Here is a 13,592-nt window from a genome sequence, read left to right as displayed (position 1 = left end):
GTCAGACGACGGCGTCACCCGCGATCTGGGTGCGCTGCATGCGGCGGTGGAACGGACCGGCATCGTGGATCGCCAGATGCTTGGTGCAGCGATTGTCCCAGAAGGCGATCGAGCCTGCCTCCCAGCGGAAGCGGCAGGTGAACTCCGGCCGGTGACCGTGATCCATGAGGAAGTCGAGCAACGGTCTGCTCTCGCGGTCGGTCATGTTCTCGAAGCGGCATGAATAGGAGTGGTTCACGAACAGGCACTTTCGGCCGGTCTCGGGATGCGTTCGCACGACCGGATGCAGGCTCTCCGTCGGGCGCCAGTTCGAGTCCTCCCGCACCTTGATCGAGCGCCGCGCGTTCAGTCCGACCTGTGGACCGGCGACGCGGATGTCGCTGTGCACGACGCGCAGGCCGACCAGCATCGCCTTCATGCCGTCGGACAGGCTCTCGTAGGCGAGGTACTGGTTGGCGAACAGCGTGTCGCCGCCAAAGGGCGGAACCTCGAGCGCATAGAGGATGGCGCCCATCGGCGGCTCCGGCATCATCGTGGTGTCGGAATGCCATTCCTCGCCGACGATGCGTTCATCGCCGGGTGCGCGCACGACGCGGACGATTTCCGCATCGCCGGCCCCGGTGTTGAAATTGGGATGGACGAAGATGTCGCCGAAGCGCCGGGTGAAGGCCTTGTGGCTGGCGTCGTCGAGCCTCTGGCCACGAAAGAAGATCACCAGATGTTCGAGCAGCGCCCGGCGGATCTCGACGACCGTCTCGTCGTCGAGGCCGACGCTCACGTCGACCCCGCCGATCTCCGCTCCGAGGGCGCCGGCGATCGGAGAGACCGTGATGCGTCGGTAATCGTTCATGGCGGCGATGATGAGGTCGGTGCATCGACCCTGCAAGGCGGGGCCGGCCGGCGTTTTCGCGCGGCGAATGATGCGGGTTCTGGCCGTTCGAAGCCGTACCGCCTGCTGTTGCCGATCTGCACCACTTGGGGGCCTCGGCGCGGCGAGTGGGGCGGCAATGCAACCAAATCGAGGCAGGGGAGTTGTCGGTTGGTGGTTCCTTAATTGAGCGGGGAAATTGGAATGAAGAAACTCATTGCAGCAGCGGCATTCGTGGCTCTGGCGCCGGCAGCGGTCCAGGCGCAGTCAATCAATGCGCAGGAAGGCTTCTATATCGGTGCGGGCGGCGGTGCCGCCTGGTTCATTGGCTCGGACTCCAATGCGAGCACCTGGACGGGGTGGTCCGTCGGCGGCAAGGCCGGTTATGACTTCGTCGGCCCGCGCCTGGAGCTGGAGGTGGGCTACGGCCAGATCCCGACCTCGGCCAACATCCCGGGCACGGCGATCAACGGCAAGGTCGGCCAGCTGAACGTCATGGCCAACGTGCTGTACGACTTCATGCCGACCTCGGTCATCACGCCCTATATCGGCGCCGGTGCCGGCGTCGCCTTCATCGACAGCAATTCCTCGCTTGGCAGCACCCAGTTCGCCTATCAAGGCATGGTTGGCGTCGCCTACAATGTGAACGAGCAGCTTCGTTTCCTCATCGAAGGCCGCTATGTCGGCACGACCACCCCGAGCGTGAACACGCCGTTCGGCAATGTCAGCTTCCAGAACAACAACATCCTCGCGCTGGCGGGCGTGACCTACAAGTTCGTCTCGCCGCCGCCGCCGCCGCCGCCGGCTCCGACGATGGTCGCGCCGCCGTCCTTCATGGTGTTCTTCGACTGGGATCGCGCCAACCTGAGCGACCAGGCCCTGACCACCATCCGCCAGGCTGCCGGCGCCTACAAGACGAAGGGCAATGCCCGCATCACGGCGACGGGTCACACCGATACGTCGGGCACGCCGGCCTACAACATGGCGCTGTCGCTGCGTCGCGCGAACGCCGTCAAGGACGCGCTGGTGCGCGAAGGCGTGCCGGCGACCGCGATCGCGGTGGTTGGCCGTGGCGAGCAGGGCCTGCTGGTGCAGACCGGCCCGAACGTCCGCGAGCCGCAGAACCGCCGCGTCGAGATCGTCATCCAGTAAGGCGAGGACCGAGTTCGCCGCACCGGCAACGGGCCGGTGCGGCGCGCGTTAGAAGGAAGCCGGACCTCACCGTCCGGCCCTCCGGTTGCGGCCTTCCAACCCCTCTCCCCGAGTGGCGTCGGCTGCAATCGGAGACCTTCTATCTTTCCCATCTTCGTTAGATCCAGGCCGACAATCCGGACGATTGCCGGCTTTTCCATTTTGCGCGGTCGCCCGTGAGCAGCGTAGTCGTGGTCGGCCGGTGATCTTGCCTGCGCGCGATTCCGTGAACGCAACCGAGCAGCGTCTCCAGTCGTTCTGTCGCTAACAATTCATGCGCAGGAGACTCTCATGCTGAAGTTCACCAATATCGCGATCGTTGCGGCGCTCGGCCTGGGTGTCGCCGCCTGCGGAAACAATCCGACGGATCGCGCCCTGACGGGCGGTGCGATCGGCGCCGGCACGGGCGCCGTGGTGGGCTCCACGATGGGTTCCCCGGTGGCCGGTGCGGTCGTCGGCGGCTTGGGTGGTGCGGCCATCGGCGCCGCGACCACGCCGCGCAACGACGGCTACTACCGCTAAAGACCGCTTTCGACCGCCGGGGTGGGTGCCATCGGGTGCCCACCCTTTTTCGTGTGCGCCGGTCCAGGGGCAGTGCGAAACTGGGGCATGGCCCGTCTTTTTGCGCGCAACATCGAGAATTTCACCTGCGAGCGCTGTGGCGCCGAGGTTGAGGGAAACGGATTCACCAACCACTGTCCGGCCTGCCTGTTCAGCAAGCACGTCGACGAGAATCCCGGAGACCGGGCCGCCGACTGCGGCGGGATGATGGAGCCGGTCGCGGTCGAACAGGCGCGCGGCCGCTACGTCATCGTGCACAGATGCCTGAAATGCGGCCAGGTGAAGCGCAACAAATCTTCCCCCGCCGACAGTTCGCGCGCCCTGGTCGAAGTCGCCCGCCGGCGGGCGATGTCCTGACCGCGCCTGCGGAAAGAATCAGCCGAAGGACCGCAACACCTTGCCGGGCCGCGAGGACGGGTCGGCGCAGAAGCCGGTCTCGTCGGCGGCCCGATTGCCGTTGATCCAGACGCCGTGCAGGCCGACCGCCCCGGCGGTGAGGCGCGCAGCACCCGCTGGCAGGTCGTGCGCGCGACGCTTGGGGCCACGTGCCACGGTCTTCGGATCGAACAGCATCAGGTCGGCGGCGAGGCCCTCGCGCAGCAGACCGCGATCCTGGATGCCGAACAGCTTCGCCGGCTGACCGGTCAGGCGGTGCACGGCGTTCGGCAGGTCGAGCACGCCGAGGTCGCGGCTCCAATGGCCCATCAGGTGCAGGCCGAAGCCTGCGTCGCAGAAGAAGGTGAGATGGGCGCCGGCGTCGCTCAGCGAGATGTGGGTGTTGGGATCGGCCAGGATGCGGCCGACGGCCTCGTCGTCATTGTGCAGAAGCTGCGCCACGAACATCGTGTCGAGGTTTTCCGACAGGGCGAAGTCGAGGATGAAGTCGAGCGGGTCCTTGCCGGCCTGCTTGGCGAGTTCGCCGAGCGTCGCGCCTTCCATCGTGCGGTTCTCGTCTTTCGCCGTCTCGACGACGAACAGCTTGTCCCATTCGCCGTTGAACAGCAGCCGGCCGCGCTTGGCTAAAAGCTCCTCGCGCACCGAGACGCGCCAGGCCGGGTCGCGATAGATCTTCTTGAGCTCCGCCGGATCGTGCGCGGCCATCGCCGGCTTCCACGCCTGCATGCTCTCGAACAGGTAGGGGCTATGGAAGGTGAAATCCATGCTGAGCGGGCAGCAGGAGGTTTGCGCAACCAGGGTGCGGCCGCGGGCGCGGGCTTCGTTCACCTGGTCGAGCGTGGTGAAGGCGGCCTCGGGGTTCGTGTTGGAATGGAACAGGGCTGCTATCACCACCGGGCGGTTGGCTTCGGCGGCCAGCTCCTCGAGATAGGGGATCGTGGTCGTGCGGCCCTTGGTCAGCATGTAGACGCCGGTGCCGCGCTCGCCCATCGCCTTCACCAGCGTGCGCAGCTCATGGTCGTCGGCCAGACGCGACGGCATCGGCGTGCCGCCCTCGCCATTGTGGGCTTCAGACGTCGAGGAGGCGAAACCGATGGCACCGGCCGCCATGGCCTCGCGCACCAGGTCGGCCATCCGAGCGACCTCATCCGACGTGGCCACGCGCTCGGTGGCGTCGCCGCCCATCACGAAGGTGCGGATCGCGGAGTGGCCGGCAAAGCAGGCGACGTTGGGGCCGACGCCGTTCTTCTCCAGCATGTCCAGATACTGCGGGAAGCTCTCGAAGCCCCAGTTGATGCCGGCGCGCAGGGCGTCGAGCGACATGCCCTCGACGTGGGTGAGGTGGCGCATGGTGAGGTCGCGGTCGGCCGGCTTGCAGGGCGCGATGGTGAAGCCGCAATTGCCCAGGATGGCCGTGGTGACGCCCAGCGCCGGCGAGGGATCGACGAAGGGGTCCCAGGTGATCTGCGCGTCGTAGTGGGTGTGGCCGTCGATGATGCCCGGCGCCAGCGCCAGCCCGTCGGCCTTAACCGTTTCCCGGGCGGCGCCGAGCTTGGGGCCGATGGCGGCAATCCTGCCATCCTTCACGCCGAGGTCGCCGCGGACGGGCTGGGCGCCCGAACCGTCGTGGATTTCCGCATCCTTGATGACCAGATCGAACATGTTTTTTTCCTCCCAAATTGACCCTAGTCTGTCGCCAAGGAAATGGAACGGGAGGATTGCATGACAGGCATGACGCGACGCGGCTTCGTGGCCGCGGGCACGGCGGGCGCGGCATTCGCAATGGCGCCGGCGATCGTCCGCGCGCAGGACTATCCGACGAAGCAGGTCAGGGTGGTGGTACCCTATCCGGCGGGTGGCGGCACCGATCTCGTGGCGCGCCTGATCATCCCGCGGCTGGCGGACAAGTGGAAGCAGACCGTCATCATCGACAACAAGGGTGGCGCGAGCGGCATCCTGGGCAGCGAGATCGTCGCCAAGGCCCCGCCCGACGGCTACACGCTACTGGTCACCACCAGCGCCCACACGATCAATCCCTACACCACCAAGGTCCTGCCCTACGACACCGAACGCGACTTCACGCCGGTCACGCCGCTGATCGAGGGCGCCCTCGCGCTGGTCGGCTCGCCGAAGGCCGGCATGGACTCGATGGAAAAGTTCATGGCGGCGGCAAAGGCCAATCCCGGCAAGTACCAGTTCGGCAGCACCGAGAATACGACCCGTATGGTGGGCGAGCTGTTCCGGGTGAAGAGCGGCCTGAAGATCGAGAACGTGGCCTACAAGGGCGCCGCGCCGATGATGCAGGAGCTGGCCGGCGGCCACATCCCGGTGGGCTTCACCAGCCCGCTCACGGTGATGTCGCACCACCGGGCGGGTACCCTGCGCATGCTGGCGGTGAGCGGCACCAAGCGGCTGCCGGGCCTGGAAGACATCCCGACCATCGCCGAGGCGGGCGTGCCGGGCGTCGACACGACGGCGTGGTTCGCGCTGTTCGGCCCGGGCAAGATGTCGCCCGCGCTCGCCAACCGCATGCGCGACGATGTCGTGGCGGTCCTGGCCGAGCCCGAGATGCAGGCCAAGATCCGGGACCTGTCGAGCCTGCCGGGCGGCGAGGCGCCGGATGCCTTTGCCCAGCGGATCAAGAAGGAGTTGGTGAGCTGGGCGGAAATCGCCAAGCTGGCGGGCATCCAGCCGGAGTGATCTTGCCGGGGGCGCACCACTGGAGTGGCGCGCCCCCGGCGGATGAGGTGCGACATGATCCGCTTGCTCGTGATTGTCCTGTTCTTGGCCTTGGGCATGCCTGCCGGGGCTCAGTCCGTGAGCTTTCCCAGCGTCACTGTCGGCAGCAGCCAGGCCGGACCGGAGGTGAACGGGTGGATCTACAAGCCATCGGGCGAGGGCCCATTCCCGGCGATCATCCTGGCCCATAGTTGCGCCGGCACGAACCGGCACACCGATGCCTGGGGCAAGCTGCTGGTGAGCTGGGGCTATCTGGTGCTGGCGCCGGATTCGTTCGGTCCGCGCGGCACCAAGGCGGTCTGTACGACGCCCAACGTGGTGACATCCAACATGCGCGTGGCCGACATCGCGGGCGCGCTCGACTATCTGGCGACGCGGCCCGATGTGGTGAAGGGCAGGATCGGTATCATCGGCCACAGCCATGGCGGCTCGACGGTCATACGTTCGTCGCAGAAGAATTTCGGATTGGCGCAACGCGGCCTGGCCGCGGGTGTCGCCTATTACCCGGGCTGCAATCCGAAGTTCGATGGCGGCATCGACATTCCGGTCCTGCTACTGGCCGGGGACAAGGACGACTGGACGCCAGCCGATCGCTGCCGCAGCCTGGTGTCGGGCCTGCAGCGCAGCGGCCTCGTCGAGGCGGTCTACTACCCCAACGCCTATCACAGCTTCGATTCGAAAGCTGCCGACCGCACCGTGCCTGGCGCCGCTGGCAAACAGCATCACCTCTCCTACGACACCGTCGCCGCTCCCGACGCCGAGGCGCGGACGAAGGCGTTCTTCGCGAAGTACCTGCGGTAGCGCGCTGAATCTCCCCACCAATAACCTCATCCTGAGGAGGCCGCGCAGCGGCCGTCTCGAAGGATGGGCAACAGGCAAGGTGCGCGTTCCCACCCTTCGAGACGCATCGCTGCGCGATGCTCCTCAGGCTGAGGCTATCGGGGCTCTTCATAGCCTGTTGTTTCAGCTGCTTTCATTTCCGGCCAGACTCTCAGGATGAGGTCGTGCCCATTAACTAATGGGCGTCGGCCAGCCCCATCTGCCGGCACAGCAGCACGAGAGTCTCGTAGATCACATGCGAGCAGAGGTGGGCGGCCATGCCGTTGACGTCCTGCGGCGGGCTCACCGTGTTCACGTCGACGGCGACGATATTCAGATCCGTGAGGCAGCGCAGCAGGTCGATGCCTTCACGGGCGCTGAGGCCGCCCCAGGACGGGGTGCACACGCCCGGCGCACACGAGGGATCGAACACGTCCATGTCGAAACAGAGATAGACCGGCCGCTTGCCGACCTTGTCGCGGAACTCCGCCATGCGCTGGGCGAAGCCGCCACGGATCAATTCGTCGATCGACACGACCTTATAGCCGAGGCTCATGGCGCGCGGCACGACGCCCTGCGCGTAGGTCGTGCTGCGAATGCCGACATGCCAGGAGAATTCCGGATCGACGAGGCCTTCCTCGGCGACATGCGTGAACTGGGTGGCGGAGTTGTACTTCTCCTCCGAGCCGTACGGATAGGAATCGGTGTGCGAGTCGATGTGGAGCGCCGCCATCTTAGGATACTTCTTGCCGACGGCGCGCGCGACGGGAACGGTGACCGAGCCGTCGCCGCCGATGGTGATCGGCACGGCACCGGCCTCCACGATGCGATCGGCGGCCTGCTCGATCCGTTCGAAGGCATCGACGATCTTCGAGGGCGTGAGTTTCACGTTGCCACAATCGACCAGGCCCAGCGCGCTCGCCGGATCGAAATCGGCATTGGTCGGATTGAAGCGCCGCATCAACTGCGACTGCTGGCGCACCGAATCGGGGCCGCCGCGCGCGCCGATGCGCATGTTGGTGCCGCAATCGAACGGAATGCCGAGGATCGCGGCCTTGTTCGCCGGACCCGGCCGTCCGTAGGGCACGCCCATGAAGGTCAGGGGCAGGGTGAACAGCTCGTCGTCGGACAGACGGTCCATGTCAGGGCTCCGCGGAGAGGAAATCGTAGGCGACCAGTGTGTGGATCTTGGCGACGGCCAGCAGCTCGTCGACCAGCACATACTCGTCGGCACCGCCCATGTTGAAGGGCGTGAGGCCCAGCACCACGGTCGGCACGTTGAACAGGCGATACCATCGCGAGTCCGAACCGCCGACCCTCATGTTGACGGCAGGTGTCTCGCCCAGCACTTCGGCGGCGACGGAGGCGGTGCGGGTCACGATCTCGTGGCCGGGATCGGTGAAGGACGGCTCGAAGCGGCGGATCGCCTTCCAGCTCACGCCGTCGAGCGGCCCCAACCATTCGTCGAGCTTCGCCGCGAGCATGTCGGTTGTGACCCCGACCGGCAGACGGATATCGGCGCGGGCAATCGCCTGCGTGGGCACGAGATTGGGCGAAGTGCCGCCCTCGATGGTGCCGATGTTCACCGTGACCCTCGACAAGGTGTCGGCCTCGCCGGTGCCCGACAGGGGCTCGGAGATGGGCTTGGCCTTGCCAATCGCGTTGGTCACGACCGGAGGCGACTGGAAGGGCACGTCCTCCAGCTGCTTCAGGTAGTCGAGTGCGGTGCGCAGCCGGTCGATGGCGTTGGTGCCCTTGTGGACGTGGGCGCCGTGGGCCGGCGAGCCAGTCGTCTCGATCTCGACCCACATCAGGCCCTTCTCGCCGAACCGCACGACCTTGGGCGAGCCGACATCGCCGCAGATGTTGGCGTCGCCGGCGGCATGCGGAAAGTGCTCGAGCAGGTAACCCGAGCCCAGCGAGCCCATGTTCTCCTCGTCGCCCGCCAGGGTGAGCACGATCTCGCCGTCCCAGGCATCGCGGTTCTCGGCCAGCAGCAAGGCGGCCAGCAGCGAGCAGGCGATGCCGCCCTTCATGTCGCAGACCCCGCGGCCATAGAGCTTGCCTTCCTTCAGCACGCCGCCCAGCGGCGGCACGGTCCAGGGCAGGTTCTCGAGCAGCGGGAAGGTGTCGAGATGGCCGTTGAAGATCAGGCGCCGCCCGGGCGCGCGGCCGCGGATGCGCCCGATCAGCGAGACGATGCGCGGCACGGGCTCGACCCGCTCGATCTCGATGCCGGGAATCTCGCGCAGCAGCGCCTCGGCCACCGCGGCCACGTCGAAGGTGTCGCTCGGCGGGTTGGGCGAGGCCACGGCCACCAGCCGCTGCGTCACGGCGATGAGGCGGTCGAGCGATCCCTCGACGCGGCGCGCCAGTTCGGTACGGATTTTCGACGACATCAGCGAGCCTGCAGCCTTCGTTCCCAGAAGCGGATGGCCATGGCGAGCGGCCAGCAGATGAAGAAGTAGACCACGGCAATGAAAGTGAAGGTTTCGAGCGGCCGGAAGTTGGTGGCCGAAAGTTCCATGCCGCGGCGGGTGATCTCGCTCACCGAGATGACGGCGCCCAGCGACGAGAACTTGATGAGCTGTACGAAATTGGAGGCGAGCGGTGGCAGTGTCATGCGGATCGCCTGCGGCAGCACGATGCGGTTGAACGACTGAAGCGGCGTCAGCCCCAGCACCTGCGCGGCCTCGCGATGGCCCTTGGGCACGCTCTGGATGCCGGAGCGGTAGACCTCGGAGATGAAGGACGCCTGGTAGAGGGCGAGGCCGATGATCAGGGCAACGAGCGCCTCAATGCGCACGCCGAACACGATCGGCAGCACGTAGTAGACCCAGAGGAGCTGGACCAGGATCGGCGTGTTGCGCACGACCTCGCCGATAGAGATGCCGATCCAGCGCAGGGCGCGGAAGCGCGACATGTCGAGCAGCGCGATGATCAGCCCGCCGATCATCGCCAGCACCAGCGTGATGGCCGAGATGATCAGCGTCATCTGCAGGCCGCCCATCAGGAAGTCGAAGCTTCCCCAGACCGTGTCCCAGCGGAATTGGTACTTGAACATTCAAGCCTCGGCGGAGCGCGCCACTCCAGTGGCGCACTCCTTGATGATGAGCGCCACTGGAGTGGCGCGCTCCAATGAGCGAACGCCGATTACGGCGCGACGATCGGGTCGAGCTTGTGCTTCTTGGCGTACTTCAGCAGCCTTCCGTCGAGCTTGATCGTGTCGACGAACAGGTTGACGTAGTTCAGCCAGATCTGGTCGCCCTGCGGCACGACGTAGGCGTAGGGCGTGATGGCGAGCTTCTCGTTGGGCAGGATGTAGGTCGCCCAGTCGAACTCGTCGGTCACTTTGATGGCGGTCGGGAAGTCGGTGATGATGACGTCGACCCGCTGCGCGACCAGCTCGGCCTCGCGCGTGTTGGGCGGCGCCACCGAGACGACCTCGGCGTTCTTCACGTAGCCCTTCATGAAGGGCTCCATGTAGCTGCCCAGAGAGACGGCAGCCTTCACGCCCTTCTGGTCGATGTCCTTCCACTCCTTGATCTTGCTGTCCTTGCGCGTGACCGCGTAGAGGTTGGTCAGCAGGTAGGGCTTGGAGAATTCGACGGCCTGGCCGCGCTTCATCGTGGCGCCGACGCCGAACATGCCGATCTCACACTTTCCGGCCTGCAGGTCGGCGATGAACGAACCGAAGCTCGACTCGACGATCTCGAGCTTGGCGTCGAGTTCCTTGGCGAATTCCTTCGCCAGGTCGGCGTCGATGCCCTCGATCTCACCGGTCTTGGAATTGCGGAACGAGATCGAATAGTAGAGCGGGAACTGGCAGACCCTGAGCTTCTTGCTCTTGGTCACCTCGTATAGACGCGACTGCGTCTGCTGCGCTTCCGCGCCCGTGATCGAAAATGCGCCAACCGTGCCGGCCAGCGCGAGCGCACCCAATATCCTTGCTACACCCATCATCGGTCTCCCTTGTTGACCTTCCCCATCACTCGTCCGCGAACTGCTGCAGGAAGCGCTGGGCGCGCTCCGTCTGCGGCGCATCGAAGAAGGCCGAACCCGGCGCCGCCTCGACGATCTCGCCTCGATCCATGAACACGGTGCGCGTGCCGACATGGCGCGCGAAGCCCATCTCATGCGTGACCACCAGCATGGTCATGCCCTCGCGCGCGAGCTGGCGCATGACGGCCAGCACCTCGCGGCGCAGCTCGGGATCGAGCGCGCTGGTTGCCTCGTCGAACAGCAGGACCTTGGGCGACATGGCCAAGGCGCGGGCAATCGCCACGCGCTGCTGCTGGCCGCCGGAGAGGCGCGCCGGATAGGCGTCGCGCTTCTCGAACAGGTCGACCTTCTTCAGCAGCGCCTCGGCGATGGCGACGGCCTTGTCCCTGGGCATCTTCTTCACGCGGATCGGCGCTTCGATCAGGTTCTGGAGCACCGACATGTGCGGCCAGAGATTGAAATGCTGGAAGACCATGCCGATCTCGGAGCGCACGTCGCGCGCGGCGGCCTTGACCTGCTTGTCGGGCGTTGGCGTCGAAATGGGCACGCCCTCCATCACCACGCGGCCTTCGCTCGGCTCTTCCAGCAGCGCAAGGCAGCGAAGCAGCGTGGTCTTGCCTGAGCCCGACGGGCCCACGACGCAGACAACGTCGCGCTCCAGTACTTCAAGCGACACGCGCGTCAGTACCTGGTTGGCGCCAAAGCGCTTGGTGATGCCGTCCGCGAGAATGAGGGGGCTGGGATTGCTCATGTCATCCCATAAGCAATTCCTATGCCGCTCCTTATCCACCTCTTGTATCGGCAAGAGTCTTGCTAGGAAGTGGAGGCAGTACGGGCAGAACAAACGATAACGGCTGATTATAGAGTATGGACGTCAAGCTTCTCGAAGCCTTCCGGGCGGTGGTCGACCACCGCTCCATGACTGCCGCCGCGGGGGCCATGGGCGTGACCCAGCCCGCGGTCAGCACCCAGATCGCGCGTCTGGAGGAGGCGGTCGGCTTCTCTCTGTTCGAGCGCGCCAACGGCCGGCTGAAGCCGACCCCCGAGGGTATGCTGTTCTATGCGGAAGCAAGCCGTGTGCTGGGTGAGGTCGACCGGCTGGAGGCCGCGACCGTGCAGATCCGCGAGGGCCAGTCGGGCCGGTTGTCGATCGCCAGCCACCCCTCGGCCGCCATCTCCCTGTTGCCCAATCTCGTGGCGCAGTTCCTGGCCGAGCGTCCGGGGGTCGCGGTGCGTCTGATCTCGCGCCATTCCGACGTGGTGAGCCAGCTCCTGCCGACCGAGAGCTTCGACATCGGTATCGCCGAGCTGCCGATTGACGACAGCCAGGTCGAGGTCCGTCGCTACGCGATGCGCTGCGTCGCGATCCTGCCGCCGCGCCATCCGCTCGCCGCCTGCAAGCTTCTGACGCCGCAACTGCTCGCACCGTATCCGATGGTGATGCCGGCGCGGTCGCATCAGGTTCCAAACCGCATCCGCAGCGTCTTCTCGGCGGCGGGCGTATCGATCAATGCCGTGGTCGAGGCCGAGTTCTTCGCCAGCCTCTGCGGCCTCGTCGCGGCCGGTGCAGGCTGGTCGATCGTCGATCCGCTGTCGGCGCGCTGCTTCGAGCATCTTGGCCTGGTGACGCGGCCCTTCGAACCCGCCGTGACCTACGACATCGGCGCCTTCCACCGCCGCGACCGCGAACCGTCGGTTCTGGCGACGGCGTTCCTCGACATGCTCGACGACAAACTGAAAGGGTGAATGGATGCGTCTCGACGCCAACCTGATGGGCCGCCTCGCGGCCGACGAGGCGCTGTGGCGCGACTTCAACGACATCTGCGATTGCGGCGGCCGCCTCTCGGGCACCGAGAGCGAGAAGAAGGCGTTCGCGTTGCTGCGTGAGAGGGTGCGGGCGGCCTCGCCGGCCAATTCCGGCCGGTCGATTCCGGTGCCCTACAATGGCTGGCAGGCCAAGGCGGCCACGCTCGAGCTGCCGGGTGGGAGCTTTGCGCCGTGCCATCCTCTGGTTCGCACCATCGCGACACCGGGCCTCACCGCCGAGGTGATCGATCTCGGACGCGGCACGCCCGACGAGTTCGAGGCGCACAAGGCCGAGATCGCGGGACGCATCGTGCTGGTGCGGCACGAGCTGATGTTCGCGGCCGGGACGATCCATCGCCGCCGCAAGTACGACATGGCGCGCGCCCATGGCGCGGTGGGATTCCTGATCGGCGGTCCGCTGGCGGGCCACGTGGTGGCGGGCTCCTCGGGCCGCGACTCCGGCGAGGGCATTCCCGCGCTCGGCATCTCGCCCGAGACGGCGGCGAAGCTGGCCCGCCGTTCGACCGGCTTTCCGTCCGTCACGATCGCCATCGAGACGGCGGAAGGGTCGGCCGAGACCGAAACGCTGGTCTTCGACTATCCAGGCCAGACCGACGATTGGGTGGTGCTGTCGGCGCATGTCGACGGCCACGACCTGGCCGAGAGCGCGATGGACAACGGCACCGGCCTCGCTGCCGTGCTGGCGGTAACGCGGGCGCTGTCGCCGGAAGTGGCCGGATGGCGGCGCGGGCTGCGGGTGATGTTCTTCAGCGTCGAGGAATGGGCGCTGACCGGCTCGGCACAATATGTGAAGGCGCTGAGCGATGCCGAGCGAGGAAAGATCGCGCTCAACGTCAATCTCGATTCGGTGGCGGGCAGCCCCAACCTCGCCGCCCTCACCAGCGGCTTTGCCGGCGTCGAGCCTTTCCTGCTGGGTGTTGCCGAAGCCAATGGTCAATCCCTGCGCACCGTGCGGCCGCTGATGACCAATTCCGACCACGCCAACTTCGCGGCGGGGGGCATCCCGGCGATCCGTCTGGTCGCGGGCTTCGACGATCCCAACGCCCATCTGCGTGTCGTGCTGACGCCCGCCGACACGCGCGACAAGGTCGCGCAAAGCGAGCTGCGGCAAGCCACGCTGCTGACGGCCGCGCTGGTCGCCGCCGCCTGCAATGCCGACCCGGAAGAAGCCGCGAGGTGGCGGAGCTAG

The 13,592-nt window shown here is 66.4% G+C and carries 14 protein-coding genes; 7 read left to right on the top strand and 7 right to left on the bottom strand.

Annotated features, from left to right (window positions below; translation table 11 throughout):
• Position 1 precedes the first annotated feature (1 nt).
• On the bottom strand, positions 2-850 hold the full coding sequence (locus ACO07K_RS19020; RefSeq protein WP_422030565.1) for a TauD/TfdA dioxygenase family protein: 849 nt from the start codon (positions 848-850) through the stop codon (positions 2-4).
• Positions 851-1,072: 222 nt separating this feature from the next.
• On the opposite strand from ACO07K_RS19020, the gene ACO07K_RS19015 reads away from it, so the two are divergent.
• From ACO07K_RS19015 to ACO07K_RS19005, 3 genes are all read left to right on the top strand, one after another.
• The gene (locus tag ACO07K_RS19015; RefSeq protein WP_422030563.1) at positions 1,073-2,020 is read left to right on the top strand and encodes an OmpA family protein; all 948 of its coding nucleotides are present in this window, start codon (positions 1,073-1,075) and stop codon (positions 2,018-2,020) included.
• 330 nt (positions 2,021-2,350) lie between these two features.
• On the top strand, positions 2,351-2,581 hold the full coding sequence (locus ACO07K_RS19010) for a bacteriocin (RefSeq protein WP_422011132.1): 231 nt from the start codon (positions 2,351-2,353) through the stop codon (positions 2,579-2,581).
• A gap of 87 nt (positions 2,582-2,668) precedes the next feature.
• Positions 2,669-2,977, top strand: coding sequence for an RNHCP domain-containing protein (locus ACO07K_RS19005; RefSeq protein WP_422030561.1), 309 nt, complete (start codon positions 2,669-2,671; stop codon positions 2,975-2,977).
• 18 nt (positions 2,978-2,995) lie between these two features.
• Here the strand turns inward: ACO07K_RS19005 and ACO07K_RS19000 are convergent, their stop codons facing one another.
• A complete protein-coding gene (locus ACO07K_RS19000; protein WP_422030559.1) occupies positions 2,996-4,678 on the bottom strand; it encodes an N-acyl-D-amino-acid deacylase family protein in 1,683 nt (560 codons plus the stop codon).
• A 60-nt stretch (positions 4,679-4,738) separates the two neighbouring features.
• Here ACO07K_RS19000 and ACO07K_RS18995 point away from each other — a divergent pair, with 60 nt between their 5' ends.
• Positions 4,739-5,716, top strand: coding sequence for a Bug family tripartite tricarboxylate transporter substrate binding protein (locus tag ACO07K_RS18995; protein ID WP_422030557.1), 978 nt, complete (start codon positions 4,739-4,741; stop codon positions 5,714-5,716).
• A 54-nt stretch (positions 5,717-5,770) separates the two neighbouring features.
• Complete coding sequence (locus ACO07K_RS18990) at positions 5,771-6,556, top strand: dienelactone hydrolase family protein (protein WP_422030555.1); 786 nt, start codon at positions 5,771-5,773, stop codon at positions 6,554-6,556.
• Positions 6,557-6,770: 214 nt separating this feature from the next.
• Here the strand turns inward: ACO07K_RS18990 and ACO07K_RS18985 are convergent, their stop codons facing one another.
• From ACO07K_RS18985 to ACO07K_RS18965, 5 genes are all read right to left on the bottom strand, one after another.
• On the bottom strand, positions 6,771-7,715 hold the full coding sequence (locus ACO07K_RS18985) for an arginase family protein (RefSeq protein WP_422030553.1): 945 nt from the start codon (positions 7,713-7,715) through the stop codon (positions 6,771-6,773).
• 1 nt (position 7,716) lies between these two features.
• Positions 7,717-8,973: a M20/M25/M40 family metallo-hydrolase gene (locus ACO07K_RS18980; RefSeq protein WP_422030551.1), complete on the bottom strand. Its 1,257-nt coding sequence runs from the start codon at positions 8,971-8,973 to the stop codon at positions 7,717-7,719.
• On the bottom strand, positions 8,973-9,638 hold the full coding sequence (locus ACO07K_RS18975; protein ID WP_298313337.1) for an amino acid ABC transporter permease: 666 nt from the start codon (positions 9,636-9,638) through the stop codon (positions 8,973-8,975). The genes ACO07K_RS18980 and ACO07K_RS18975 overlap by 1 nt, the downstream gene beginning before the upstream one ends.
• A gap of 89 nt (positions 9,639-9,727) precedes the next feature.
• On the bottom strand, positions 9,728-10,534 hold the full coding sequence (locus ACO07K_RS18970) for an ABC transporter substrate-binding protein (RefSeq protein WP_082752152.1): 807 nt from the start codon (positions 10,532-10,534) through the stop codon (positions 9,728-9,730).
• A 28-nt stretch (positions 10,535-10,562) separates the two neighbouring features.
• A complete protein-coding gene (locus ACO07K_RS18965) occupies positions 10,563-11,327 on the bottom strand; it encodes an amino acid ABC transporter ATP-binding protein (protein ID WP_422030549.1) in 765 nt (254 codons plus the stop codon).
• Between the two features lie 116 nt (positions 11,328-11,443).
• On the opposite strand from ACO07K_RS18965, the gene ACO07K_RS18960 reads away from it, so the two are divergent.
• Together ACO07K_RS18960 and ACO07K_RS18955 are read left to right on the top strand one after the other, a co-directional pair.
• The gene (locus ACO07K_RS18960) at positions 11,444-12,322 is read left to right on the top strand and encodes a LysR family transcriptional regulator (protein ID WP_422030547.1); all 879 of its coding nucleotides are present in this window, start codon (positions 11,444-11,446) and stop codon (positions 12,320-12,322) included.
• 4 nt (positions 12,323-12,326) lie between these two features.
• The gene (locus ACO07K_RS18955) at positions 12,327-13,592 is read left to right on the top strand and encodes a M28 family peptidase (protein WP_422030545.1); all 1,266 of its coding nucleotides are present in this window, start codon (positions 12,327-12,329) and stop codon (positions 13,590-13,592) included.

It is taken from the genome of Reyranella sp. (genome assembly GCF_965228225.1).
Lineage (GTDB): Bacteria > Pseudomonadota > Alphaproteobacteria > Reyranellales > Reyranellaceae > Reyranella.
The sequence above is the reverse complement of the archived record's forward strand: the minus strand, read 5'-3'. Positions and strand labels throughout refer to the sequence as shown.